Raw genomic sequence first — 26,511 nt, 5'->3', positions numbered from 1 at the left:
ATGTAGGGCGGATATCTTTATCAGTTAAGAAACCTATTCACAGACCATTCAAACGAATCTAGCTTTAAATGCTGATGGACTTAACCCTATAATTTTTATAAACACTTTACGAAAACTATTTACGTCATCATAACCAATATTCTGGGCTATTTTCTCAAAACTCTGAGGAGTAGTTTCTAATAATTCACACGCTTTTTGAACCCTAACCTTCTGAATATACTGTATGGGCTTTAAGTTTGTTGCATTGGTAAATTGACGTAAAAATGTTCGCTCACTCATACAGGCTAATGTGGCTAACACGGGAACATTCAGTGTTTCACTGTAATTTGCTTGGATGTAGTGCTGAGCTTGCAATATTTGTTTATTGCCGTGATTAAATTTTGGCGTAAAACTGCCATAGTAACGTTGCTCCCTTTTACCAGTATCAACAATAAGAAATTTTCCAAGTGTACGCATAATGTGTGGCTTGGCGAAAAGAGCAACTAATTCTAGCCCTAAATCAATCCACGACATTAGGCCTCCTGCACTAATTATATCTCCATCATTGACAAGCAAACTCTCAATTTCAAGCGATACCTTGGGGAAAAGTTCATTAAATTCATCAGCTAATTGCCAGTGTGTTGTAGCCACTCGATTGTCTAACAAACCCGTTTTGGCAAGTATATATGCCCCGCGCAGGCAGAGCATAATATTGCTCCCTTTTGATGCGCATCGTTGAGATATTGCAATAAACCTGGTTGAGGCGTGAGGTAATAATTGCCATCGAAATTCGGCGGGAGAATAACAATATCATGCCGACTCATTCCATCTAAGTCTCTGTCAGGTTGAATGAGCTCGACAGTAAACTGAATTTCAAGCTGATTGTCTTGAATGACCTTATTGGCTAATAAAAACAGCTCTCTGAAACCCTGTACTGCACTTTGCAGGGCATTAGGGTAGTCGATAATTACGATATGAATACACTTTGTCATTTTTAGACTGATTTTTGGCTATTTCGCCATAGGTACAATTGATTGGTGTTTTGCATAATAGCCTCAACAAACAACCTGAACAACACAAGAGAGATGATTATGTCTAATACCGCTTTGTTACTCATTGATTTTCAAAATGACTATTACCCATCATATGCTGGTGCTAAATGGCCTTTATCAGGCACAGAAGCAGCCGCATCAAATGCAACAAGGCTATTAACAGCGTTTCGTAAGCAAGGTTTGCCTGTAATACATGTTCGTCATGAGTTTCCTTCGTCTGACGCGCCGTTTTTTTTGCCTGAATCTGAAGGTGCAAAAATTCACAACAGCGTAGCACCGCTTGAGGGGGAACCCGTTATCTTGAAACATCAGATTAATAGCTTTCGAGGTACAGGGTTACAAAATATCCTTGATGAATTAAATGTAGGTAAATTAGTTATCCTTGGTGCAATGAGTCATATGTGCATTGACGCTGTTACTCGTGCAGCAGTTGATTTGGGCTATGAATGCAACGTAGCTCACGATGCATGCGCAACATTGGATCTCGAGTTTAATGGCATCACAGTACCAGCCAGTCACGTACATCATGCTCTTATGGCGGCATTAAGTTTTGGTTATTGCAATGTAGACAGTACCGATAAATTATTAGACTTAGTTGGTTAGTAACCCTAACCACTGACAATATTCAAAGTGCAAGGGAAGCTATGCTTCCCTGTTTTAAGTTAATAGATTTCATATTGATAGTTAAGGCAATAAACAATGCAGAAAATGACAACATTTGAATTTCAGGCAAAAGAAGGACAATCAGAAGCTTTACTGTCTTTCTTTAAAAAAATATTACCTGCAACAAGGAGTTTCCCTGGCAATAAAGGAGTTGAGACTTCACGTTTATCTGAGAGTGAATTCATTATCATTGCTTACTGGGAGCTTGAAAGTCACTTAGGAAAATATCTTGATTGGAGAGAGAAAAGCGGAGATTTTTCCATTCTACTTAGTTTCCTTGTCCAAGCACCTAAAATAATAACTTATGAAGTACTTGAAGGAGTTTAGCTTAGCTAAAAAACATATTGAATTACCTTGTTATGATCTGTTTTCTATTTGAGAGGCATATGGTGTCTATCGAAAAGAAGGTAATAAGATATTAGGATCGCCCATCTATCGGGTTATGCTATTGACTCTCAATACTGGTTTCCCAGCGATTTCACCTCTTCCGGCGTCGGGGGGGAAATAATCAGGGTGTGTTTTAGGTAACAAACGCGGCCAATGTCAAAATGCTTCAATGGTTACGGCAGTAGCACGACCCGATTCTGGACAGGGCGAACTCATAAAATGAACTCCGCTTAGGGTGTTACGTTTATGGGCTGCTCCGCATTTTTTAGAGGCCAGTTCTATGACCGCAACAGTGACTTATAACCTGCATATTTCAGAAAAGAAGACTTTAATCGAAGAGATAAATAATGAGGTGTAAAGCGGCTGTGCTCTTCTACAGTAGGGACGCAGCCATAGAGGCTGCAGGACCACTTTTTCCTTTAAATATAAAAAGCTTAGCGTCACATAAGTGTTTGCACATAAGGTCATTCACATCTATCCCATAAGGATATGAGACATGTCTCGAGGTGTAGGGAGCATCTCTGACCATGTGTACGGACATACGTATATCCGTACACAACAGCCACCGCAGATGATAGGTTAAATTAAAGCTATGGACTTCAATAAACTAAACTAACACCAAACCTGCCAAATGAAGCCACAAAAAAAAATTAGTAGAGTTAATTTATTAACTCAAGAAAATCATGGATAGTCTTCACCGGATGAATCTTAGCCCCTAGCCCTTCCATCGACTTATGATAGTTGCGGTGCGGAATATAGATCTCGGTAAAACCATGCTGCACCGCTTCTTTCACTCTAGGTACACCGCTATCTATGGGGCGCACATCACCATTTAAGCTGAGCTCGCCCATGATGCAGGTGGTTCTGGGCACCACAAAATCATTTAAGCTACTGAGTAATGCGGTGACTAATGCCAAGTCGATACAAGTTTCAGACTCATCTATTTTCAAGCCGCCGACTAAGTTGAAGTAGGTATCATGAAAAATCTTAGTTCGAGTATGCTTACGCAGTATGCCAGTCAGCATCTTAATACGGTTCATATTGAGGCCGACACAGACTCGCTGCGGAAACTCACCTTCAGTTTCCGTGGTTAAACACTGGATCTCGAGCAACAAATTACGGTTACCCTTGCGAATACAGGTGATCGCCGCTCCTGGAGATTCAGTCGTCGAACCCGAGAGGAAAATCTCGCTGGGGTTATCGACACTGAGCATGCCCCGTTCAGTCATCTTGAAGATACCAACAGTATCGACATCACCGAAGCGGTTCTTATTAGCTCTGAGGGTACGAATTTGACCATCGTTGCACTCGAGATGAGTGAGGCAATCCACGATATGGATCAGTGTCTGTGGGCCGGCAGTTTCATTATTTTTATTGACGTGGGCCACGAGGAACATGGTGACGTTATTTTGCTTACAGTATTGGGTCAGCGCCTGAGCACTGCTCTTCACTTGAGAGGGGGAGCCTGGACTCCCATTGGCGAGATCTGTGACGACCGCCTGAATCGAGTCGATGACGGCAAATTTAATCTGCTTAGCATCGAGCTCGGCAATGATGGCTTCGACGCTCGTTTCAGCCATCAGGTACAAGTTGTCTTCATTACAGCTTAACTTAAGACGATTCACACGATTCTTAAACTGTGACAAGGACTCTTCAGCGGTACAGTATAGCGATGGCATCACTTGGGACATGCGAGATATAAGGTCTGATAACAGAGTCGTCTTGCCCGCTCCAGGGTCACCTGAAATAATATTCACTGAGCCTGTGGTTAAACCACCACACAGCACCCGGTCTAGTTCACCAATGCCAGTGAGCATCTTCTCGGCTTCGACTTCTCTAATTTCGTTGAGTTTCTTAGAGCCACCGCCAACCGCACCCGCATAACCAGACACAGAAGAACCCGCTGACTTGATTGACCCTAAGCGTACCTCTGTGATGGTATTCCACTCGGTACAGGCGCTACACTGCCCCTGCCAGCGAGGAAAATCCTGCCCACATTCATTACATACAAATGCTGTTTTATTTTTAGCCATAGCTCTTTATTACAATAAGTTAAAAAATTGAGTTAACTTAACAATTAACCCATAAGTTCAAGAAGAATAACGTACAACGAAAGCCAATAATGACTTAAAATAAAAGTGAATGAACACATACTATTTGAGGCTTAAGTGGGTATGCCGATATACGGCAACACAGATAACCAGTGTTAGTCAATAATAATAACGACTTAAATACGATAACTGGCCTTATTAAGTATCAAGTAATACCAGATTTTGCCGACATGATACTATTAACCGCCTTAGTTTTCAGCCCACAAGACTAGTAGATACGATTGCATAAGCCCTCTAAGAAGAAGCGAGTAGATGAGTTTAGACGAACATAGTGCCCTAATTGAACAGCTCAAGCCCCTGCTAATGGAACCCGATTTCCATGAGCTATTTGATAGTCTGACCACAGACGAATCGAATTCAACTCGCTTCTTACTCAAGATGGAGCTCAATCGCATCTCCTCGCTCTGCACTCGCATCATAGATCTAAGAGACAAATCTGAATTGCCCTGTGAAGAACTTATCCATGGTAAGCAGCAGCACTTCTTAGATGATCCAGCCAAAGAGAGTTTCCTCGAATCGGTGGCACTCTACCGTGATCAGTACACCTTAGGTGTTTATGAGAATGTCATCGAAGCCCACAAACTCAGAAAGCTAAAACTGAGGGGGGGGAAAAACCAGGATGATCTTCCATTCGCTCCCTACCTGGCACAAGGGGTTGTCTTAGGCAGTTATTTCAATCGTAGTGAAGAGAGAATGAACTACAGCATACGTATCTCGGTACTTCAGCCTAACCGCACAGAGATACAAGGGATCACGGTAGACTTGTCTGTCGGCGGAGCCAGAATTCGGCTCCCCCTAAAACATCATTTCGAGCTGGATAAACCCATCAGAGTTAAGTTACTTGAACTAGGTGAAGAATATTATTATGAAGACTTGCAACAAGGAGTCGACTACGAAATAGTCGATACACAAACCAGCAATGAATATTGCTGGTTGCGGCTCAAACGTGTCGGTGGATCCGACGCTCTATCAGAAATGCTATCTAACCTGATCAGAGGCTATAAATTCAGATATAAAGTCGATATCAACGATGTGCTAGTGGCGGCTACCGGCTTAGGCTTCGAACGCCACTATCTGCCTCACCTGCCTCATTTGCCTCTGTATCTTGAATCCATTGAGGATACGTATCAAATTACCCATAAATTGCTCAGTCGGGATAACCAACAACTACAGTATTACTTTCAAGACGAACATGATGTTAGCCAGCTATCGGGGATGCTATCCGATAGTCGCTTGAAAACCCTGCTTAATGAGCCTGAAAATAAAGACCACCAACTATTTTTTTGCTTTACCTTTCATACTCAAGGGCACATCTACTTCTATTCAGCGACATTGGCCGAGCTTAAACAGCAAGATTTACTGGCACTCTTCTTTAGTTTCGGTGCCAGTAAGCCTTCCTGGAAAGTCTTTAAGCTGGCACACCATGAGATCGATCACGCAAAATCCTACAAGGCCTCCATGCTCCCCGGTGATGACGTCAATTACAGCGCCCTAACTGAAGCCCAGCTAAAACGCTTTACCCATGTGCTACAGCTTATGGACCTCACGACTGCTGAATCCCAGCAAGATTACCTGTCTTGGGGCAACATATGTAAAAGCAAAGCTAATGAATTAAAAGTTTTCGGACAACAGAAAGTCAAAAGCAATCCGATAAAACTGCTTTCGCTTCAGTTCAGTGAACGCCGAAATGAGGCACGCTACTCCTTCAAGACTCAGGTGAAGTTAAGCCAAGGTAAGCTATCAATCACGGGGTCGACCCATGATATATCGAGCAAGGGACTACAATTAACCTTAGATGAAGCCACTCAATTTGATAAAACGGCGCCGATACACCTTGGATTTCCAAAGCTACAGCAGATATCGGGTAAGGTTCAACTCAGCCATCTTCCCTATCGATTGATCAAGACCCGTAAAAAAGGCGGTACAGTTCATCTCGCTGCGGTAATGGGACATACTCCCCATATCGGAGTCGAGTTTATCAATAAGCTCATCATTCATAACAGAGACAAGTTAGAGAAGATCACCGAAGCCAACAGCGAGAAGAAAGAGCTCGCCGATGGTTTAAAGAACTTATTGATGCGTCACCTGGACTCTGTACCCTATTTTGTAGAAAAAACACAAAAATCGGCAAAAATCTCGATGATTGGAGTCGGTACTCATAAGAATGTCATCACAGATATATTTGCCGCTTCAACGAGCCAATCATTGGAATATAACTTAGAGTCATTGCTCAAAGATGGTCGTTTAAAGAGAGATTTTATCGATCCAATCCGCGCTCTTAAGCCCCAGGATGGCCTAGAATACTTTGAAACCTATCTGCAGGTGTCCAGACAATCTCAGGGAAAAGTCAGAGTAAAGTGTATTTCACCCGATGAGATAGGCGATCTCGATGCCAGACAACACTTTATCCGCCAGAGCAATAATTTAGGTCGGTTTATGGCCCTCAGGATCTACCGAGGTGCGACAGGAAAACCCGACCTCAACTATATTCGACGTGAAATGGAATATATCGGCATTCACGCTCATCACAAATGCAAGAAGCTCGAAGAGCTAATGTGGCGGATCATAGGTGTCGGTGAACTACTGGACATCACAGAAGAAGTATTACTGAGATACCCGCAGCTTCATCAGACAGAGCCGGGCCTCACAGCAGATGCTGGTTAAATTAATTATCTAGAATATGAGTTCCTAGGATCTAGGAACTCGCCCCTTCAGACTGTTCATACCACATCTTTACCTGCTCGAAGTGATCACCCGCTGCATCTCTGTGAGTCAACATATCGGCATGACCGTAATCATGGCGATAACCTTCAGCCTTTGACAACAAGGTGTAGCGAACGTCCGAGAACTGACATTCCTGAATCATTCTTAGCACATCTTCTGGGTGTCCCAACACCTCGTCTCCAAGTCCGGCAATAAACCAGGCTTTGGGCCACTTGCCTTGCTTAGCCGTGTTGATGGCGGCTTTGCCATAATCGAAACCATCATCGTGATCGATCCAATCACCGCGCACCCAATCAATACTCTGAGCCAGAGAGGAGCGACTCTCATTATCCATCCCCATACGCCAACGGTCGGCGGCCAGATAACCATGAGACCAAGCTATTAGCGGCGCCACCTTGTTCCAGCCGATATCGACCATCATCCATTTTTTCAGGGATTTAATCTTGATGCTACGCTTAGTACCAAAGGTAACCAGAGAAGCTATGCTCTCTTGGAACAACGGGAATCTGGATATGGCACTGGCCATCAGCACACCGCCCCACGAATGGCCGCACCAGTGAATGGGTGGATTATTCGGATGCAGGGAAACGATATAGTGATGTATTAAGGGTAACTGATCTCGAATGACCTGACCTTGACCGAGTTTAGATCCCCGCCGTAATTTAGGCGTACTCAATCCACGACCATATGTGTCGAGCACATATACCACAAAACCCGACTCTGCCAGAAAACAGGCCAAGCCCTTACCTGAGTCACTGTAAAATACCCGACCGTTAGACATGGCACCATGGAGCATGAATATTGGCGGTTTGCTCATGTCTGCATTCACAGGCTTAATTTGTCGAAGGTGCAGTTTCCCATCCAGATAGGGAATAAATATCGAGTGTTGTTCAATAGCCACGGCGTATATCTTATTTTATATAGAGATTAAACTAGCTAATAAATTACTGAGTCAACAAACAAAAAACAAGCGCAATTACTCAATCTGACTCGAGTCAAACAAGCGACGAAGGAAAACCTAAGTGATCAGAGGTTATAGAGGACAGTTTTAAACGAAAAATGAAATACGATACAAATACACTCGATCGGAAGAGATAAACCTCCCTTCCGACCAAATAACATCTCACACCACTAGACTAATGTTACCCACTAACTCAGTAGCAACAAGTAGGGTAGAGCCTTAAGGTTGAGCTTGCTGATGGCGACATCGGCCGCCTGCTCGAGTTTAGGTTTCCCATGGTAAGCGATACCGTAATCCGCGGTCTCGATCATGGGGATATCATTGGCACCATCGCCGATGGCGAGTCTTTGACCCACAGGAATTTGCCACCGCTCGGCGCAGCTGAGCACAGTGTCGGCCTTAAATTGCGCATCGACAACCTGGCCGGTAACGGTTCCGGCAAGTTTACCTTGTTTGATAACCAACTCGTTTGCATATGCGGCATCTAAACCCAGAAGCTGTTTCAGATGACCAACGAAAGGGGTGAAGCCGCCGGAGGCCACCACGAGTTTCCAGCCATAAGACTGTAACTCTTCGACTGACTCGACGAGTCCGGGCATCAAGGGCAGCCGATCGCACAAGTCTTGAATGATCTTCTCATCGGCACCTTCGAGCTGAGCCACACGCGCACGCAGGCTCTCTTCGAAATCCAATTCGCCTTGCATGGCACGCTCAGTCACTTCGGCAACCGCTGCACCGACTCCGGCCATCACGGCGAGCTCATCGATACACTCGATCTCTATCGCCGTGGAGTCCATGTCCATCACTAAAAGGCCAGGCTGATTTAACTTCGCCTGCTTATCTGAAATAGGAAAGGTCTCAACCCCTTGGATGGAGGATATCAGTTGCATCTGTGCCTGATTTAGTGGCTCAGCGGCACAAATTTCGATGCAATTGAGTCCAGTTTTACGCTCAATAATCGCTAAACTCAAATCTTGCTGCAACTGACCTATGGCCGCGACGAGTGCAGCTTCATCTGATTTATTATCAAAGACACAACGAATTCTCATCTCGCAGAGCGGAGCATGAGTCTCCGTATGCTTGGCCAAAGTCTGACTCTGATATTGAAAACGGTTATTTTCTCCACTCGATAACCAAGAAAACAGCAAGGTATGGCTCAGACTTTTCATTAGTAATGCTTCTCCAACTACCGGGCAAGGCAATAATCAATTATGATTAGCTAAACCCTTCAAAAATACAGGTATATAGTGTTTTTTCTTAAAGGTCTGAAAAAGAGCCATAGAATTAGCAGGCTAGTGCAGATGGCAATAGCCATCACCTTAGCCGTGGGTCTTATCCAGTTGTGGGAAACTAGCCTACTACAAGGGCAGCAGCTTCTAAAGTCCCAAACACAAAAGATGGCCAGATTACTGGTTCAACAAACGGCTTATGGCGCAGCTCCGGCGCTGCAACTGCAAAATGATGAACAGCTACAATGGTTAGCCAGCACACTGGTTTTAGACCCTAAGGTGATGTCAGCCAGCATTTTCAGTGAGGACGGACAGAGGCTAGCATTTGCCCAGAGCGTTACCGATGAGGAGTTGGAGCCAGACTCACAGGAGTTGAGCCAGCTATTGGAACGCTACCCACCTTATGTCGAAGCGGTAACCCAAGATGGTAATAACTTGGGTTTTATCGAGGTGAGACTGGAACCCAGACTCTTCTTCAATGAGATAAAAGAAGCCCATCAGATCCATATGGAACAGCAGCAGATGATGCTCGTCATAGCGGGTCTGATAGGCATGCTATTGTCCCGTTCACTGTCATTTAAACGTGCCGATTTCGACAGACGTAAGACTCGCGCAAAATTAAGAAAGAAGCCAAAGCTGTTGAAGAAGAATAAAGTGAAAAAGGAAGAAGGGACGAGTTCCTAGAATCTAGGAACTCGATTTGAGTTCTAAGTTCTAAGTAAATAGACAATTAAGCATAGTTTTGGAACACAGCTTATTGTCTTTTCCACTAGGGAAAAGCACGTCGTACAGGCGTAGCCGTCCCTGCAACGATAGGTCGAAGGCCTTCGTCTAAACGTTTGACTTTAATGTCAGACACAAAAAAGGGCTCTAATGAGCCCCTATTTTGTACATGAATGTACTTATCCCCGATCGCACGGATAGCGATGGAGGGGATTATAAACAACTAAAAGTGAAATTACAGAGTAATAGCCGCTTCTAGTGTCATTTCGATCATTTCGTTGAAGGTAGACTGACGCTCATCGGCAGACGTCTTCTCACCAGTACGGATATGATCAGATACAGTAACGACACATAAAGCCTTAGCACCGAACTCTTTCGCTACACCGTAAAGACCGGCAGCTTCCATCTCGACACCTAGAATGTCCATCTTTTCCATCACGTCGAACATCTCTGGATCCGGTGTGTAGAAAAGATCTGCTGAGAACAAGTTACCGACGCGGTACTTAATACCTTTAGCATCGGCAGCCTTAACAACAGCGCTAAGCAGACCGTAATCGGCGATAGCAGCGAAATCTTGGCCCTTGAAACGTAGACGGTTAGCTTGTGAATCAGTACTTGCACCCATACCGATCAATACGTCACGTACTTTAACGTCTGTGCTAACAGCGCCACAAGTTCCAACACGGATCAGGTTCTTAACGCCGTAATCTCTGATAAGTTCAGTAGCATAGATAGAGCAAGAAGGAATGCCCATGCCTGAACCCATAACTGAGATACGAACGCCTTTATAAGTACCGGTAAAACCAAACATGTTACGCACGTCAGTCACTTGCTCAACGTTCTCCAGGAACGTCTCAGCTATGTATTTAGCGCGAAGTGGATCGCCTGGAAAAAGAACAGTATCCGCGAATGCGCCGTCAACAGCATTAATATGTGGTGTAGCCATCTATATAACCCCTTATATATTTGTAACTTAAACTAGTACTAAAATTAGTATTAAGTCTTATTTATGGCGGCCATCATCTAAACCGCCAAACTTAAAAGCAGTACTAAGCTAATCGATATCAACTTAGTACTAAAATGTATTACTTAACGAAAGACTCGCCATATTCCATCGGCTCTAACTTGAAATAAGTTGCGATAGATTGACCTATATCAGCGAAACTCTTACGACGTCCCAGAGAACCGGCTTCGAGTCCGGCGCCCAATGCCAATACAGGCACACGTTCACGAGTATGATCTGTGCCTTTCCAGCTTGGATCACAGCCGTGATCGGCTGTTAATATCAGCAGGTCATCTTCGTTGAGCAGTTCAAGCATCTCAGGCATACGGGAATCGAAATATTCCAGCGCCTTGGCATAACCGGCGATATCGCGGCGATGACCGTAATGAGAGTCGAAATCAACAAAGTTAGTGAAAACTATGCTTCTGTCACCCGCTTGTTTAACTTGCTCAAGCGTTGCATCAAACAAGGCTTCGAGGCCAGTCGCCTTCACCTTCTTGGTAATGCCGCAGTGTGCGTAGATATCGGCAATTTTGCCGACACTGACCACTTCCCCGCCATCGGCAGCAAGTTTGTCCAGTACCGTCTTCGCAGGTGGCTCTACCGCATAATCACGACGATTACCGGTCCGCTCAAAATCGCTGGCACAAGTACCGACGAAGGCGCGCGCAATCACACGGCCAATATTATATGGCTCAAGCTCTTCTCGCGCAATTTGGCATAGAGTGTAAAGATTCTCTAGGCCGAATGACTCTTCATGACAGGCGATCTGAAAAACTGAATCAGCCGAAGTATAGAAGATAGGCTGGCCGTTGCGCATATGCTCTTCGCCCAGCTCTTCTAATATCGCCGTACCAGACGCATGACAATTACCCATGTAGCTGTCGAGTCCAGCACGGGCTAGAATCTTATCGGTCAGCTCTTTCGGAAAAGAATTAGTCAGATCGGAGAAGTATCCCCACTCGTATAAGACTGGCACACCCGCCATTTCCCAATGACCACTAGGCGTGTCTTTACCTGTGCTCAGCTCATCGGCATGCCCATAGGCGCCGATCACTTCGACATTGTCACTAAAACCCGCGGCAAATTCACCAGTACTCTCTTTACCCGCCATGGCTAGACCAAGACGACAAAGATTAGGTAATTTAAGTGGTCCTTGACGGCCGATATCGGCTTTACCTTCGGCACAAGCTTTAGCTATGCTACCGAAAGTATCGGATCCTATATCGCCGAAAGATGCTGCATCACTTGCAGCTCCTACACCGAATGAGTCCATCATCATGATGATTGTTCTTTTCATAAAAACCTCTTACGCAGCCTATTTACAGATCTTCGGCGCGTATATAACGATAAATTTCAGGCGTCTTCTCGGGGCGAGTCTCTGCAACCTGAATAGCATTTCTTACAGCAGTAGACGCTTCTTCGAAAGCGCTCTCTGACTGAGCGTGGATCATGGCAATCGGCTTGTCCTTGGTGATCTCATCACCTAAGGCGCAAACCTGAGTCAAGCCGACACTGTAATCCAGTGCGTCACCAGGTTTACGGCGTCCACCACCTAAGGTGACCACAGCCATACCTAGCTCTCGGGTATCCATGGCTGAGGCGAAACCTGTTTGCTCGGCATAAACCGGGCGCACAATTTTAGACTCAGGCAGATACAGACCTGGATTTTCGATAAAATCTGTCGGACCACCGAGTCCTGATATCATGCGGCCAAAAATTTCAGCAGCCTTACCATTGTCGAGTACTTTATTCAGTTTAACTCGCGCTTCAGCTTCATTTGCGGCTAGGCCGCCGAGTTGCAGCATTTCGGCACATAGACCCATGGTGACTTCGTATAAACGTGGATTGCGGTATTTCCCGGTAAGAAAATCCACCGCCTCTTTCACTTCGACGGCATTACCGGCACAAGAAGCTAAGACCTGGTTCATATCGGTAAGTAGTGCTGTTGTCTTAGTCCCGGCACCGTTCGCTACGGCAGTAATGCTACGAGCCAGCTCTTCAGAGGCTTCATAGGTTGGCATAAATGCGCCACTGCCGACTTTGACGTCCATTGCCAGAGCATCGAGACCCGCTGCCAATTTCTTAGAAAGAATTGAAGCAGTAATAAGGGAAATTGATTCGACGGTGGCGGTATTGTCACGGATAGAATAGAAACGTTTATCGGCTGGAACCAGATCGCCGGTTTGACCTATGATGGCCACGCCCGCCTCTTTAACCACTTTTCTGAACAGGGCACTATCTGGCTCGGTTTGATAACCTGGAATAGCATCAAACTTATCTAAGGTGCCACCGGTATGACCTAGGCCACGACCCGATATCATAGGCACATAACCACCACAAGCGGCAGCCATTGGGCCAAGCATCAAGCTGATCACGTCACCGACGCCGCCAGTGCTGTGCTTATCTATGATAGGACCGTTAAGGTCCAGACTCTGCCAGTTGAGTACTGTGCCTGAGTCACGCATGCATGTGGTCAGCGCAATGCGCTCATCCATGTTCATGTCGTTGAAGTAGACTGCCATACCAAAGGCCGCAATTTGACCTTCTGAAACAGTATTGTCGGTGATGCCTTTAACGAAGAATAGGATCTCTTCTTTAGACAAGGCTTCTGCGTTGCGTTTTTTACGAATTATCTCTTGTGCTAGAAACATGGTACTGCCTCCAAGTCTGTAACTAAAATTCAGTTTTAAGCCACAAACTCTTTTATAAAACACTAAAACTGTAACTTTGCTACATTTGATATTAGCCGAGTTTCAGTGCCTTCAATTAGATTTAGATCACACTTAACTAAAAAGATTAGCCTTATTCTTCACATTAAAAGAATAAGGCTATTGTGACTTAGTAGCCCTGCTTACCTTTAGCAGCTTCACCAAGCTCTAAAGTGTGCAGCAGGTTAACTAGTAGACTAGAAGCACCGAAACGGAAGGTACGTGGAGTAGCCCAATCATCGCCAAGAAGACGAGCGGCTACGCCTAAAAATTCTTTGGCAGCTGCGGCATCACGAACACCACCTGCAGGCTTGAAACCCACTTTAGTGTTCTTCTCACTGATCACTGTCATCATGATCTCAGCCGCTTCTAGCGTGGCATTGACCGCGACTTTACCGGTTGATGTCTTGATGAAATCGGCACCGGCATCGATACAAAGCTCAGAGGCTTTACGGATAAGGGCTGGATCTTGAAGCACACCAGACTCGATGATAACTTTTAGCAGAACATCTTCACCACAGGCTTCTTTACAGGCTTTAACTAGCTCGAAACCAACAGTTTCGTTACCTGCCATCAGGGCGCGGTATGGGAAAACCACATCGACCTCATCTGCACCGTAAGCAACGGCTGCACGAGTCTCTAATACTGCGATAGCGATATCATCGTTGCCGTGTGGGAAGTTAGTCACTGTCGCGATACGTACGCTTTCAGCGCCCATTTCGTTCAGTGTCTTACGGGCAATAGGGATGAAACGTGGATAGATACAGATAGCGGCGGTGTTACCTGCTGCAGTCTGGGCTTTATGACAAAGCTCGATCACTTTCTGATCGGTATCGTCGTCATTAAGGGTAGTTAAGTCCATTAATTCAATGGCTTTTTGTGCAGCTTGTTTTAAATCGCTCATAATAGTTCTCCGAAACAATATTCAATGTGTAAAAGTTCAAATAGTAAAATTGAAATAGAAATCTACTTATGACAGTGCCAATAGGGGGCATTTTGATTATTGTTATGGCCGGGCCTTCGGGCAATGCCTAAGATATCGAAATTCGATATCTGTTTATTCAGGTATTCAGCGTTGCTCGCGATTTTTTAATCATAATCGGTAACAACAATCCTGACACTAGGTCACGACTTGAATCCTTGAAGACCGGGAAGGGGAACTGAGTCATTACAACTAGAGTGCTAGGTTCCTGCCTTTCCGCGAAAAATCCATTTTAGCGCGTAAAACGTGTTTAACATTTACGTAAATATGCCATTAAATCTTGCATACTTAAGTAAATATTAACACTCAATACCGGACTCGATTCCGAGTATTGAGTGTTAAGTAGAGCCAGCAACTCTGGCTCTATATCTACTTACTTATTTCTAAGTACCAGCCTAAGAGCGGGTCTTAGAACTTGTAAGTAGCTGTTAGGTAGTGTGCGAAACCAGTCGTTTCTAGACCAACAATACCGGCACCATCTTCAAGTAGGTAAACGTCTTGGTATGCTTTTAAGCCATAACCCAATGCGTAGTTGTCTGAATGCCAATGTACGCCGAAGTAAGCAGCACCGCCGTTTGAAGACATAGGAACAAATTCGTTACCGTAGTCGTCATCAGCACCGAACTGGTAATCGATATAACCCTGGAATGAAACGAATGAACCATTATCGAAGTTAACGAAAGGCTTAAACCAGTTCATAGAGAATTGGTAACCGTTCCACTCTTTGCCATTCATGTCGTAATGAGCGTAAAGGTTCATGCCAGTCTTACCTAACCATGGAACCATAACGTCAGCACCGATACCCCAGAAAGATGCGTTCACATCTTCACCAACAGCACCGCCACCCCAATTGAAAAGAGTCGAGAAGTAAACTTCCTGGATAGGACCAGCTGAAAGATCCCAACCTGTGATTGCATCGATAGAGAAACGCGGGGCAAACTTCATGAACATCTTGCTCTTACCAGAACCATCTGCCTTGTCGCCTGAATCACCCGTAGCTAAGTTGAACACATCAACATAACCGTATAGGTCTACGAAGCCAGCGCGGCCGCCGAATTCCATTTCCAGGTAATCGTGTCCGCCATCATCAGCATCAGTACGTGGTAGCTCGTTGAACGCATACATTGCATTGAACTGCATCCAGCTGTAATCGCCAGAACGGATATCATCGCCGCGGTCTGCTGCGAATGTTGGTGCAGACATAGCAGCTGTTGCTGCTAGTGCTGTAGCTAGTGCTATAGTTTTAACGTTTTTCATCATCAACCCCATTTATTTTATGGTATGCCGCTCTTTTCGAGTCAGCGTTCTTTTCTTATGGCGCCGCATTCTACCCAATTTATCGTAAAGCACAATATAATTTGTGTGAAAGTGCGAACACAAAATTCTAACAAATGAACAAACTTCTGATTCTTCATGCTATTTAACAACAGCTATCGCGAAAAACCTGATTTTTAACTGTGTTTATTCGAACACAGCTCTTCCCGCAAAGGTAAGGAAGAACTAGATGTAATCTTGTATTACTGTGAAAAATGGTTGAGCTAACTTGGACCCTGCCCCCATGAACAGAGCCCAATTGTGGGAATCCCCACAGGATTTACCTTAGACATAAAACAAGGCAGCTCATATGAACTGCCTGACGATTATAGTGCTAAGAATAGACCCGCTAGTGTCGCACTCATTAGGTTCGCAAGCGATGCTGCGATAACGGCACGTACGCCTAGCTTAGCTAAGTCATGACGACGGCTTGGAGCCATGGCGCCTAGACCACCAAGTAGAATAGCGATTGAAGATAGGTTAGCGAATCCACATAGTGCGAATGAGATGATAGCTTTAGTTCTATCAGTCATAGCAAGACCCGTTTCAGCAACAACCATACCGCCATCGGCAATATCTTTAAGGTAAGGAGCGAAGTTCAGGTAAGCGACGAATTCGTTCACGATGATCTTCTGACCGATGAATGAACCGGCAACCAGTGCTTCATTCCAAGGTACACCGATTAGGAATGCAAGAGGCATGAAGATGTAACCTAGGATAAGCTCCAGAGTTAAGTTCTCGATACCAACAAGACCACCTAGTCCACCGATCATGCCGTTAAGCATGGCAATAAGACCAACGAAGGCTAATAGCATAGCGCCAACGTTAAGTGCTAAGTGCATACCAGATGCGGCACCAGATGCGGCAGCGTCAATAACGTTAGCTGGCTTGTCTGCATCTTCAGGCAAGTCGTTCATGTCGTTGTTAGTTTCTTCGGTCTCTGGATGCATAAGCTTAGCCATCATAAGACCACCAGGCGCCGCCATAAATGACGCTGCAACCAGATACTCAATCTTAACGCCCATGCCAGCGTAGCCAGCAAGTACCGCACCAGCGATAGAAGCCAGACCACCAACCATGATGGCGAAAAGCTCTGAATTAGTCATAGTCGCGATAAACGGACGAACAACTAGAGGAGCTTCAGTTTGACCGACGAAGATGTTTGCCGTAGCAGACATAGACTCAGTACGGCTTGTACCTAATGCTTTTTGCAATGCGCCACCGATAAACTTGATGACAAGTTGCATGATGCCTAGGTAGTAAAGTACTGCTATTAAAGAAGAGAAGAAGATAATGACAGGTAGAACGCGGATAGCGAAGACGAAGCCAACACCGTTTGCGAACATAGCGTCAGTACCCAAACCACCGAAGAGGAAGTTGATACCAGCTTGAGAGTAACCAATGACACTGGCTACGCCCATTGAAACGCCACCTAGTACTTCTTGACCAATTGGAACATAAAGCACGAAGCCACCAAAAGCAGCTTGAATTGCTAACGCACCACCAACGGTACGGTAGTTGATTGACTTCTTACCATTCGATAGTAAGAAACCAATTGTAAGTAAGGTGACCACCCCTACTAGACTCATTAAAATATCCATTAACCATCACCCTATTGTTAATACTTTTTAATTATGTTGTTAACCAACCTTTTTCGAGGTCGATTATACCCGAGCAATAGCTCAAAAGCGTCGTTTCGATCAAGTTTTTGAAGTTTAATTTCAGCACCTTAGTCACAACTTACGATGCGATTCACATCTGTTTAAATTAAAATTAATTTAAGGTCAAAGAGTTGCACCGCATTCCGAAACGCATGTTCTGAAATCAGAACACTGGATTTTTTATGTAAATTTGCTATTTCTGCGATGATTGACTGCAAAATAAGGGGAGTATTGCGTGATTCTGCTGCATTTCGAGGTGTCATAGCAGGAGAATCTGTCTCAATTAACAAACTTTCGAGGGGAAGTTGAGCGACACAGGTTTTCAGTTTTCTGGCACTCGTATTTAAAATTAAACCCCCTATCCCCAGCTTAAAACCTAGCTTAATGTACTCGCTGGCGATTTCTAAGCTGCCGTAGAAACCGTGGATCACTCCACCTCTGGGCAGAGAGTAGCGTTTCAAGATGGCCAGCATCTCACTATGTGCTTTAACGACATGCAAGATAACCGGCAAATTTAGCTGCTGAGCCATAGAGAGTTGAGCCTCCAGGGCAATGATTTGTCCATCCCAATTATCTTTACGTATCTTATCCAGACCGCACTCGCCGATGGCGACCAAGTATGGGTCTTCTCTATAGCGATTGAGTTTATCTGTTAATTGCTTCAAGGCCTGCTGAGGGTTGTCTTCACAAAACCAAGGATGAATGCCTAGCCCATAGGGACATGAGTACCGCTTTGCTATATCCAGTTGCTTGTCCCAGCGCTCGGGGCTGACTCCCGGGATGATAGCCGTTTCTATGCCTGTTTGAGCCATAGACTCGAAGAGTTCGTCACGGTCAGTATCGAACAAGTCATCGTCAAGATGAGCATGGCTATCAAGTATTCGCATCGTCGACATTATTCGCTCATTTAATGAATTTAATTTAGTCATACCAAAATCGGCTTTTATCTTTTGTGGCTTAAGAAAATGGCCCAGAAACCTTCCCATAACAAAACCGATACATATATAGATAATACCATTCCATATAAGTATCTGGTCAGTTCAGAGGCTCTCAGTTTTTTCAATTCAAGACGCATTGATGAGGAAATGGTTATTCCCTTTTAAGTCAATGCAACACAGAAGTGGAAACACTGAGAGCCTCACGCAGTGCGGGTTTCAAAGCCCTTTATGCTACGTTGAATGTTCTCGATATACGACTGCATGGATGCAGGAGGTAGAGCAACGCAGGAGCTTGTTGCCGAGAATAACTATTAGCTTCAAACATTCGCCTTGCCTACAGTGCTTTGAACTCCCGCTGAATAATCAGATACTTACTCGGAATGGTATAATAAACGATTCAATAAAAAAGCCCCAATCTTTCGAATGGGGCTTAAATAAAATATCTGGGCACAGGGAACCAAACGCTAGTGTAGATTAATTCTCACGAGTCTTGGCAAACTGAACGTCAGGATAGCGCTCCATAGACAGATTAAGATTAACCATAGTCGGGGCGATATAGGTCAGGTTATTGCCACCATCCAGCGCTAAGTTAGGGCTGCACTTACGTCTGAACTCGTCCAGTTTCTTCTCATCGTCACAATACACCCAACGGGCTGTGGCTACATGGATAGCTTCATAGATGGCTTCGACCTTATATTCGCTCTTCAATCGGCCAACAACTACTTCAAACTGAAGTACACCAACAGCACCAACGATAAGATCGTTCGAATCTATCGGTCTGAATACCTGCACGGCACCCTCTTCGGCAAGCTGGACTAAGCCTTTAAGTAGCTGCTTCTGTTTCAACGGATCTTTTAAACGAATACGACGGAACATCTCAGGAGCAAAGTTAGGTATGCCGGTGAAACGCAACTTCTCACCTTGGGTAAATGTATCGCCGATACGCATGGTGCCGTGGTTATGCAGGCCAATAATATCGCCTGGATATGCCACTATGGCGCGATTACGATCGCCAGCCATAAAGGTTAACGCATCACTGACATTGACATCTTTACCTAGACGGACATGGTGCATCTTCATGCCCTGCTCATACTTACCAGAACAGATCCGCATAAATGCGACTCTATCTCTGTGTCTTGGATCCATGTTTGCTTGGATCTTAAACACGAAGCCAGAGAACTTCTCCTCTTGGGGCAGTACATCTCTCGCCTCGGTTTCACGAGGCTGAGGTGTAGGAGCCCATTCGACCATACCGTCGAGGATATGATCGACACCAAAGTTACCCAATGCGGTACCGAAAAATACCGGCGTCAGCTCTCCCTTGAGGAACAGCTCGAGATCGAACTCGGTCGCGGCACCAAGAACCAATTCTAACTCTTCGCGCACTTCATCGGCATAGGCGCCGATAGCATCATCAAGCTCTGGGTTATCCAGCCCCTTGATGATCTTAGAATCCTGAATCGTATGGCCCTGACCACTCTGGTATAAAATCACCTCATCACGTAATAGGTGGTAAACACCTTTAAACTCTTTACCTGAGCCGATAGGCCAGGTAATGGGTGCACAGGCAATATTCAGTACATCTTCGACCTCGTCCATCAGCTCTAATGGCTCGCGAATGTCACGGTCTAACTTGTTCATGAAAGTGACGATAGGCGTATCACGCAGGCGCGTGACTTCCATTAGCTTAATCGTTCTTTGCTCTACACCTTTGGCCGAGTCGATCACCATCAGACAGGAATCGACGGCAGTCAGGGTACGATAGGTATCTTCCGAGAAGTCTTCGTGACCCGGAGTATCGAGAAGATTGATTAAAGCCTCTTTATAGGGAAACTGCATGACAGATGTGGTGATCGAGATCCCACGCTCTTTCTCCATCTCCATCCAATCAGACTTTGCATGTTGACCTGACTTCTTACCTTTTACGGTTCCGGCCTTCTGTAAGGCATTACCGAACAAGAGTACTTTTTCGGTAATGGTGGTTTTACCCGCATCCGGGTGAGAGATAATGGCGAAAGTGCGACGTTTGCCGACCTCAACTGTATTGCCTGACATGGTAACCTGCAGATTGGTGATGTGCTAAAAAGGCGGCAATTATAGCGCCAAGCGTGCAAATTAGCTAGGTGACTAATCCCAGAGTCTGCATTTTAATAAAGACATAAAAAATGCCATCTTTTTGGGATGGCATTACGCTTTTAATAACAAAATACTTGAGCTCAATTATTGACTCTGCAACTCTTGCTGCATGATGCTATTTAGCTTAGCTAACTCGATTCGCGCATATCTATGCTCGACAAAGTCATAGATGTTTGTCGCGAGTGCCAGCCTGAAATAATTTGCCGCATCGCTATACTGACCTTGCTCTTGGGCTATCTTTGCAATATAGAAGTAGGCTTCACATAGACGTTCCGCATATTCATTGGGGTGAGAAAGCCCCATTTTAGCCGCAGAAAATACCGCTTCCCTGGATTTTTTTCCAAGATAATAATCCACCAGTACACTCGACCAGGCATTTGGCACAAGCTCAGCCTGGTTCACTTCCAGGTTAGCTTTGGCTTGCTCAGTATCCTGGGCACTTTCCGTCAAATATAACCATAAGGCACGGTAGCCATCTTTAGGGTCCAATGAGTAGAATGATTGCATATCGGCAACCGCTAACTCGTAACGCTGACCATAATAGAGGGCAATACCACGGTTTAAGAATGCGTAATCATATTCGGGTGACAGCTCCAGCACAGCATCGAAAGCTTCATATGCACTCTCGAACTGACCTTCCTGGGTATAATAGATCCCGATGAAGTTATAGGCATCGGCGAGATTAGGCTGAAGTTTCAATGCTTGATGAAAGTCGATTCGGCTCAGAATCCGTAAACCTACGCTGTCATAGATGACACCCCGGTCATAATGGAATCGTGCTTTTTGCTCTTGAGTTAAATCGGCTGAGGATAAAATTTCATTTAACTTGGCAAGCGTTATTTCTAGCTTGTAATCGGGCATGACGGGCTCAACCATCACCTTACCTTGCTCGCTGCCACCAGACTGAGTCGACACACATCCGGTCAGGAAAATACTCATACCAGCCAAAACAGCGATTGCGGTGGTCCGCACTTTTTGATTCATCCATTTAACCCTTTGAGTTCAACTATGACGCTAATCATAGCAATCCCCTATCGCTACTGCTATCAGGGATTTAAATTTTTCTCAATTCATTCAGCTTATTGCTAGTAAAAAGTATAAGTTTACAAAAAATGAAGTCAAGCATAGATAAATATCTGCAAATTATTCACTAAAACATCACCAAACCCAATCACCGAGTACAAAAAAGGAGACCCTAAGGTCTCCTTTGTTAATTCACTAAATAGTGATTACTCGGCAGCAGGTGCTGACTCGGCTTTAGGCTGTGCTTCTTTCATAGAAAGACGTACGCGACCCTGACGATCAACTTCCATCACCTTAACTTTGACTTCTTGACCAGTCTGTAGGTAATCAGAAACGTTGGCAACACGCTCTTCAGCTATCTGAGAGATGTGAACCAAACCATCTTTACCTGGCAAGATTGTCACGAAGGCACCGAAATCAACGATACGAACGACCTTACCGTTATAGATAGTACCGACTTCGACTTCAGCAGTGATCTCTTCGATACGACGGATAGCTTCTTTAGTCGCTTCGCCGTTAGAAGATGCGATCTTAACTGTACCATCATCTTCTAGCTCGATAGTGGTACCAGTTTCTTCTGTAAGCGCACGGATTGTAGCGCCACCTTTACCAATCACATCACGGATTTTTTCTGGGTTGATCTTGATGGTGGTAATACGTGGTGCGTGAGCTGAAATATCATCACGATGTGTACCAATAGCCTGGTCCATCACGTTAAGGATATGAACTCGAGCGCCATAAGCTTGCTGAAGTGCAATCTGCATGATCTCTTGCGTGATACCTTCGATCTTGATATCCATCTGCAGTGCAGTGATACCGTCACGAGTACCAGCCACTTTGAAGTCCATATCACCTAAGTGATCTTCATCACCTAAAATGTCAGAAAGAACGACGAAATCGTCACCCTCTTTAACCAGACCCATGGCGATACCGGCAACAGATGTCTTGATTGGTACACCCGCATCCATTAACGCAAGAGAAGTACCACATACAGAAGCCATAGAGCTTGAACCGTTTGATTCAGTGATCTCTGATACGACGCGAATGCTGTATGGGAATTCTTCTGCAGACGGCATAACCGCGTTAATACCACGCCAAGCTAGCTTACCGTGACCAATTTCACGACGCTTAGGTGAACCAACAAAACCCGTCTCGCCCACACAGTAAGGAGGGAAGTTGTAGTGCAGCATAAAGCGGTTAGTGTATTCGCCCATGATGCTGTCAACTTTCTGTGCATCACGCTCGGTACCTAGAGTACAAGTCACTAGTGCTTGAGTCTCACCACGGGTAAATATCGCGCTACCGTGAGTACGTGGAAGTACACCTGCCATTACGTTAAGACCACGAACCATATCTGGCTCACGACCATCGATACGTGGCTTACCCGCTATGATACGGCCACGTACGACTTGCTTCTCAACGCTACTTAATATCTTACCGACTTCACGTAAGTCGACATCCGCGTTTTCAGCAACTAGTTTCTCGATAGCGTCACTCTTAAGTGCGTTAACCGAGTCACGACGTTCACTCTTATCAGCAATCTGGTATGCAGCTGAGAATTTCTCTTCTGCAAGCGCCTTAATTTTGGCGACCAAATCTTCATCAGATACAGGTGCAGACCAATCCCATGCAGGCTTGCCCGCTTCAGCTTTAAGCTCCTTGATGGCAGTGATCACAACTTGCTGTTGCTCGTGACCATAGGCGACGCTGCCTAGCATAACTTCTTCTGGCAATGAGGCGGCTTCAGACTCCACCATCAATACTGCGCCTTCGGTACCCGCGACGATTAGGTCCAGGTCACTCTCGGCTAACTGACTAACTTCAGGGTTAAGGATATATTCGCCGTTGATGTAACCAACACGCGCCACACCCAATGGACCATTGAATGGCAGACCTGAGATAGCTAAGGCTGCAGAAGTACCTATCATAGAGATGACATCAGGGTTGATTTCAGGATCCACAGAAACGACTGTGATAATTACCTGAACTTCATTCTTGAAGCCATTAGGGAATAGAGGACGAATGGGACGATCGATAAGACGTGCGATCAGCGTTTCACTCTCAGATGGACGACCTTCACGCTTGAAGAAACCACCAGGGATCTTACCGGCAGCGTAAGTTCTTTCCTGATAATTCACTGTAAGTGGGAAAAAGTCGCGACCCGGCTCTTCGTGTTTCTTTCCTACCACAGTAACCAAGACTGTAGTATCACCCATACTTGCTAAAACGGCAGCATCTGCTTGACGTGCAATAACCCCAGTCTCTAATGTGACTGTGTGCTGACCATACTCAAAACTCTTTACGATTGGATTCACGTGAACCATTCCTTAAATTTAATTATCTTAATTACGCGCGTAAGTATACTTCATCTCTATTCAAGAGATAAAGGGCACAGATTGATGACAAAGCCGAAACTTTTCTCTAAAGTGAATAATATCAGGATTATTTTGTTATGGAATGCCTAAATAGTTCCGTTTCTAATATCAGTTCACTGATTAATGGATGAGTTAATGACTGCCAGCTTTAAATCGCTTACATGGAAACAAACCAGCCTTGTCGTTTTTTCGGCACTCTTTTTCGCTGTCGCCATTTTTATCGTCGAAATTGCCTTAGTCGGTGTAACCACCAGGGATGAACTTAAAGCGTCGCAGAAAGAGTTGTTAGACTCGGTAGAGCAACCCGCCTCTAACGCTGTCTGGGCATTGGACGATAACTTAGCCAAACAAACCATAGAGGGGGTGTTAAAAGTCGCCCATGTGGGTTCGGCAGTTATCGAACTCGATGACGGCTCCATGTTTGTCTCAGTCGCCTCACCTCTCTCTTCTCCGAATATATTCGATCAATTAAGTAAAAAACTCTTTGGCGACCTTAGAGAAATCTCGCGCCCCCTTTATCGACCCTTTGATTTTAAAGACAGTGAGAAACAGCAGCTCATAGGGACATTAACCATCTTCTATGACACCCAGGAACTCACTGACTCACTCTTTTCACAACTTAGATTCAGTTTAGTCGCAACCTTGATCCGCGCCCTGCTTATCACTCTGTTGCTTTCGATTGTTTTTCATCGCTTCTTGACCAAGCCCATCGCCGAGATCAGTGAGGCAATTGACAAGATAGATCCTGAATCACCCGATGAGAACTTACTGCCGGTATCTAAGGCTCACATGGACGATGAACTAGGTCTGGTTACATCAAAATTTAACCAGATCCTGATTCAGTTCGGTCAGACCCAAAGTAAACTAAGAAAAATGGCGACTCGAGACCCACTCACAGGGTTACCTAACCGCACGCTGCTACTGGAAACCATAGCGGTTACCATTCAAAGGGCCCGTGTACATAAACACCAATTTTGCATGTTATTTATCGATCTAGACAGATTTAAAAATATCAATGACTCCTTGGGTCATGCCATAGGCGATCAATTTCTTACCCGAATAGCTCAAGTTCTCGAGCGCGTCGTTGCGGATAAAGGCACTGTGGCTCGCTTGGGCGGGGATGAATTCGTGATATTAGCCGATGAAATACGGAACCCGGATCAAGCAGCCGACTTTGTTGAACACCTGCTTTTTCAGTTGAACACCCCCATGCAACTCAACGAGCACACCATTCATCCAGCCGCATCAGTCGGGATCTCTATCTACCCCGATGACGGTATGAGCGCCGAAGATCTGATCCGCCATTCTGATATCGCCATGTATAGCGCAAAAGCTGCCGGCTCAAATCAATGGGCCTTCTTCAAGCAACAAATGACAGAGCGTGCAGCAGTTAGATTACGTACAGAGGCCTCTCTACACGATGCACTAAAGAACAATGAATTTGTCTTACATTACCAACCAAAATTCGATATCAAGACTGGAAGAGTCGTTGCCTGTGAGGCACTCATTCGCTGGCAGAAAGATGGTCGCCTGATAAGCCCCATGTCCTTTATCCCGGTAGCCGAAGAAACCGGAATCATCATCCCTATAGGTCGCTGGGTCATAGAGCAAGCATGTAAAACAATCAAGGAGTGGCAAAAAAACTACAATTTTGCGTTACCTATTGCGGTCAATGTAGCTTCACAGCAATTTGAAGATCCAAGTCTGGTTCCAGATATAAAGCAGCTCTCCCTTAGATACCAAATAAGGCCTGAGCTGTTAGAGATAGAGATAACCGAAACTTCCTTGATGAATAACGTAGAGAAAGCCATTACCAAGTTAGAACAGCTAAAATCGGCTGGATTTGGTATTGCCGTGGATGATTTCGGTACAGGCTATTCATCATTATCTTATTTACGTCACCTTCCCATTACCACCATGAAGATCGATCGCTGTTTCGTTACCGACCTGCCTCAAGAGAGCGCCATAGCCTCGACCATCTTAATGTTAGGTAAACAACTTAAGCTCAATATCGTCGCGGAAGGAATAGAAACACAGGATCAGTTGGATTGGCTCAAGGCCAATGATTGTCAGATGGGACAAGGTTTCTTTTTCAGTAAACCTCTGTCTCAGCATGAATTTGAAGAAAAATTTATCAAACCACATACGGCGACTATCAGTCAGATTTAATCACTAGAATCTAGGAACTTTGCTTTCGCCTTCTTTTTTACAGGCAATAAAAAAGGAGGCCTAAGCCTCCTTATCCAGGTTTAATCGTTAAAATTAACGACGTAGACCTAGCTTCTTGATTAGTTCCTGGTAACGAACATTTTCAGTACGCTTTAGGTATGCAAGAAGTTTACGACGTGTGCTAACCATACGTAGTAGACCACGACGAGAGTGATGATCGTGGATGTGCTGCTTGAAATGGCCCTGTAGATGATTAATCTGAGCAGTTAAAAGAGCAACCTGAACTTCAGAAGAACCAGTATCGTTTTCACAACGACCGAAGTCAGCCAGGATTTTTGCAGTTTGTTCAGCATTTAGTGACATTTTGTCT

At 45.0% G+C, this 26,511-nt stretch carries 21 protein-coding genes; 5 read left to right on the top strand and 16 right to left on the bottom strand.

Annotation, left to right across the window (positions count from 1 at the left end; genetic code table 11):
- Window positions 1–48: 48 nt before the first annotated feature.
- Together FM037_RS06950 and FM037_RS29200 are read right to left on the bottom strand one after the other, a co-directional pair.
- Window positions 49–687, bottom strand: a complete 639-nt coding sequence (locus tag FM037_RS06950) for a GlxA family transcriptional regulator (protein WP_229381102.1) — start codon at window positions 685–687, stop codon at window positions 49–51.
- Window positions 639–971 carry a type 1 glutamine amidotransferase family protein gene (locus FM037_RS29200; RefSeq protein WP_229381101.1) on the bottom strand — a complete coding sequence of 111 codons (333 nt, stop codon included), beginning with the start codon at window positions 969–971 and terminating at the stop codon, window positions 639–641. The genes FM037_RS06950 and FM037_RS29200 overlap by 49 nt, the downstream gene beginning before the upstream one ends.
- Before the next feature lie 99 nt (window positions 972–1,070).
- Between FM037_RS29200 and FM037_RS06945 the strand changes: the two genes are divergently transcribed.
- Window positions 1,071–1,634 carry a cysteine hydrolase family protein gene (locus FM037_RS06945; RefSeq protein WP_144045401.1) on the top strand — a complete coding sequence of 188 codons (564 nt, stop codon included), beginning with the start codon at window positions 1,071–1,073 and terminating at the stop codon, window positions 1,632–1,634.
- A gap of 96 nt (window positions 1,635–1,730) precedes the next feature.
- A complete protein-coding gene (locus tag FM037_RS06940) occupies window positions 1,731–2,021 on the top strand; it encodes a putative quinol monooxygenase (RefSeq protein ID WP_221937476.1) in 291 nt (96 codons plus the stop codon).
- A gap of 719 nt (window positions 2,022–2,740) precedes the next feature.
- On the opposite strand, the gene radA is transcribed toward FM037_RS06940, so the two are convergent.
- Entirely contained in the window at window positions 2,741–4,114 is a 1,374-nt protein-coding gene (gene radA / locus FM037_RS06935) for a DNA repair protein RadA (RefSeq protein WP_144045400.1), read from the bottom strand.
- A gap of 330 nt (window positions 4,115–4,444) precedes the next feature.
- Here radA and FM037_RS06930 point away from each other — a divergent pair, with 330 nt between their 5' ends.
- A complete protein-coding gene (locus tag FM037_RS06930; protein ID WP_144045399.1) occupies window positions 4,445–6,856 on the top strand; it encodes a PilZ domain-containing protein in 2,412 nt (803 codons plus the stop codon).
- A 31-nt stretch (window positions 6,857–6,887) separates the two neighbouring features.
- On the opposite strand, the gene FM037_RS06925 is transcribed toward FM037_RS06930, so the two are convergent.
- Both FM037_RS06925 and serB read right to left on the bottom strand, forming a co-directional pair.
- Complete coding sequence (locus FM037_RS06925) at window positions 6,888–7,817, bottom strand: alpha/beta fold hydrolase (RefSeq protein WP_144045398.1); 930 nt, start codon at window positions 7,815–7,817, stop codon at window positions 6,888–6,890.
- 248 nt (window positions 7,818–8,065) lie between these two features.
- Window positions 8,066–9,046 carry a phosphoserine phosphatase SerB gene (gene serB / locus FM037_RS06920; RefSeq protein ID WP_144045397.1) on the bottom strand — a complete coding sequence of 327 codons (981 nt, stop codon included), beginning with the start codon at window positions 9,044–9,046 and terminating at the stop codon, window positions 8,066–8,068.
- A 78-nt stretch (window positions 9,047–9,124) separates the two neighbouring features.
- On the opposite strand from serB, the gene FM037_RS06915 reads away from it, so the two are divergent.
- Window positions 9,125–9,790: a YtjB family periplasmic protein gene (locus FM037_RS06915; protein WP_144045396.1), complete on the top strand. Its 666-nt coding sequence runs from the start codon at window positions 9,125–9,127 to the stop codon at window positions 9,788–9,790.
- A gap of 274 nt (window positions 9,791–10,064) precedes the next feature.
- On the opposite strand, the gene deoD is transcribed toward FM037_RS06915, so the two are convergent.
- From deoD to pnp, 10 genes are all read right to left on the bottom strand, one after another.
- Window positions 10,065–10,775, bottom strand: a complete 711-nt coding sequence (deoD, locus tag FM037_RS06910) for a purine-nucleoside phosphorylase (RefSeq protein ID WP_144045395.1) — start codon at window positions 10,773–10,775, stop codon at window positions 10,065–10,067.
- A 139-nt stretch (window positions 10,776–10,914) separates the two neighbouring features.
- A complete protein-coding gene (locus FM037_RS06905) occupies window positions 10,915–12,132 on the bottom strand; it encodes a phosphopentomutase (RefSeq protein WP_144045394.1) in 1,218 nt (405 codons plus the stop codon).
- 22 nt (window positions 12,133–12,154) lie between these two features.
- A complete protein-coding gene (gene deoA, locus FM037_RS06900) occupies window positions 12,155–13,486 on the bottom strand; it encodes a thymidine phosphorylase (protein ID WP_144045393.1) in 1,332 nt (443 codons plus the stop codon).
- A 187-nt stretch (window positions 13,487–13,673) separates the two neighbouring features.
- Window positions 13,674–14,447, bottom strand: coding sequence for a deoxyribose-phosphate aldolase (gene deoC / locus FM037_RS06895; protein WP_144045392.1), 774 nt, complete (start codon window positions 14,445–14,447; stop codon window positions 13,674–13,676).
- Window positions 14,448–14,933: 486 nt separating this feature from the next.
- Window positions 14,934–15,782, bottom strand: a complete 849-nt coding sequence (locus tag FM037_RS06890; protein WP_144045391.1) for a nucleoside-specific channel-forming Tsx family protein — start codon at window positions 15,780–15,782, stop codon at window positions 14,934–14,936.
- 383 nt (window positions 15,783–16,165) lie between these two features.
- Window positions 16,166–17,440 carry a NupC/NupG family nucleoside CNT transporter gene (locus FM037_RS06885; protein WP_144045390.1) on the bottom strand — a complete coding sequence of 425 codons (1,275 nt, stop codon included), beginning with the start codon at window positions 17,438–17,440 and terminating at the stop codon, window positions 16,166–16,168.
- A 161-nt stretch (window positions 17,441–17,601) separates the two neighbouring features.
- Window positions 17,602–18,396: a TatD family hydrolase gene (locus FM037_RS06880; RefSeq protein WP_227992630.1), complete on the bottom strand. Its 795-nt coding sequence runs from the start codon at window positions 18,394–18,396 to the stop codon at window positions 17,602–17,604.
- 516 nt (window positions 18,397–18,912) lie between these two features.
- Entirely contained in the window at window positions 18,913–20,493 is a 1,581-nt protein-coding gene (prfC, locus tag FM037_RS06870) for a peptide chain release factor 3 (protein WP_144045387.1), read from the bottom strand.
- Between the two features lie 165 nt (window positions 20,494–20,658).
- The gene (gene nlpI / locus FM037_RS06865) at window positions 20,659–21,558 is read right to left on the bottom strand and encodes a lipoprotein NlpI (RefSeq protein ID WP_144045386.1); all 900 of its coding nucleotides are present in this window, start codon (window positions 21,556–21,558) and stop codon (window positions 20,659–20,661) included.
- Window positions 21,559–21,803: 245 nt separating this feature from the next.
- Window positions 21,804–23,912, bottom strand: coding sequence for a polyribonucleotide nucleotidyltransferase (pnp, locus tag FM037_RS06860; protein ID WP_144045385.1), 2,109 nt, complete (start codon window positions 23,910–23,912; stop codon window positions 21,804–21,806).
- A gap of 195 nt (window positions 23,913–24,107) precedes the next feature.
- Here pnp and FM037_RS06855 point away from each other — a divergent pair, with 195 nt between their 5' ends.
- Window positions 24,108–26,141 carry a putative bifunctional diguanylate cyclase/phosphodiesterase gene (locus FM037_RS06855; protein ID WP_144045384.1) on the top strand — a complete coding sequence of 678 codons (2,034 nt, stop codon included), beginning with the start codon at window positions 24,108–24,110 and terminating at the stop codon, window positions 26,139–26,141.
- Window positions 26,142–26,234: 93 nt separating this feature from the next.
- Here the strand turns inward: FM037_RS06855 and rpsO are convergent, their stop codons facing one another.
- On the bottom strand, window positions 26,235–26,504 hold the full coding sequence (gene rpsO, locus FM037_RS06850; protein ID WP_005503004.1) for a 30S ribosomal protein S15: 270 nt from the start codon (window positions 26,502–26,504) through the stop codon (window positions 26,235–26,237).
- Between the last annotated feature and the right edge of the window lie 7 nt (window positions 26,505–26,511).

It is taken from the genome of Shewanella psychropiezotolerans (assembly GCF_007197555.1).
Lineage (GTDB): Bacteria > Pseudomonadota > Gammaproteobacteria > Enterobacterales > Shewanellaceae > Shewanella > Shewanella psychropiezotolerans.
This window is presented reverse-complemented; position numbering and strand designations above follow the sequence as displayed.

Excerpts from the sequence above, each read along its gene's own strand:
- FM037_RS06950 (WP_229381102.1), bottom strand. The coding sequence starts at position 687 with ATGCTCTGCCTGCGCGGGGCATATATACTTGCCAAAACGGGTTTGTTA.
- FM037_RS29200 (WP_229381101.1), bottom strand. The coding sequence starts at position 971 with ATGACAAAGTGTATTCATATCGTAATTATCGACTACCCTAATGCCCTG.
- FM037_RS06945 (WP_144045401.1), top strand. The coding sequence starts at position 1,071 with ATGTCTAATACCGCTTTGTTACTCATTGATTTTCAAAATGACTATTAC.
- FM037_RS06940 (WP_221937476.1), top strand. The coding sequence starts at position 1,731 with ATGCAGAAAATGACAACATTTGAATTTCAGGCAAAAGAAGGACAATCA.
- radA (WP_144045400.1), bottom strand. The coding sequence starts at position 4,114 with ATGGCTAAAAATAAAACAGCATTTGTATGTAATGAATGTGGGCAGGAT.
- FM037_RS06930 (WP_144045399.1), top strand. The coding sequence starts at position 4,445 with ATGAGTTTAGACGAACATAGTGCCCTAATTGAACAGCTCAAGCCCCTG.
- serB (WP_144045397.1), bottom strand. The coding sequence starts at position 9,046 with ATGAAAAGTCTGAGCCATACCTTGCTGTTTTCTTGGTTATCGAGTGGA.
- deoD (WP_144045395.1), bottom strand. The coding sequence starts at position 10,775 with ATGGCTACACCACATATTAATGCTGTTGACGGCGCATTCGCGGATACT.
- FM037_RS06905 (WP_144045394.1), bottom strand. The coding sequence starts at position 12,132 with ATGAAAAGAACAATCATCATGATGATGGACTCATTCGGTGTAGGAGCT.
- deoA (WP_144045393.1), bottom strand. The coding sequence starts at position 13,486 with ATGTTTCTAGCACAAGAGATAATTCGTAAAAAACGCAACGCAGAAGCC.
- deoC (WP_144045392.1), bottom strand. The coding sequence starts at position 14,447 with ATGAGCGATTTAAAACAAGCTGCACAAAAAGCCATTGAATTAATGGAC.
- FM037_RS06890 (WP_144045391.1), bottom strand. The coding sequence starts at position 15,782 with ATGAAAAACGTTAAAACTATAGCACTAGCTACAGCACTAGCAGCAACA.
- FM037_RS06885 (WP_144045390.1), bottom strand. The coding sequence starts at position 17,440 with ATGGATATTTTAATGAGTCTAGTAGGGGTGGTCACCTTACTTACAATT.
- FM037_RS06880 (WP_227992630.1), bottom strand. The coding sequence starts at position 18,396 with ATGTCGACGATGCGAATACTTGATAGCCATGCTCATCTTGACGATGAC.
- prfC (WP_144045387.1), bottom strand. The coding sequence starts at position 20,493 with ATGTCAGGCAATACAGTTGAGGTCGGCAAACGTCGCACTTTCGCCATT.
- nlpI (WP_144045386.1), bottom strand. The coding sequence starts at position 21,558 with ATGAATCAAAAAGTGCGGACCACCGCAATCGCTGTTTTGGCTGGTATG.
- FM037_RS06855 (WP_144045384.1), top strand. The coding sequence starts at position 24,108 with ATGACTGCCAGCTTTAAATCGCTTACATGGAAACAAACCAGCCTTGTC.
- rpsO (WP_005503004.1), bottom strand. The coding sequence starts at position 26,504 with ATGTCACTAAATGCTGAACAAACTGCAAAAATCCTGGCTGACTTCGGT.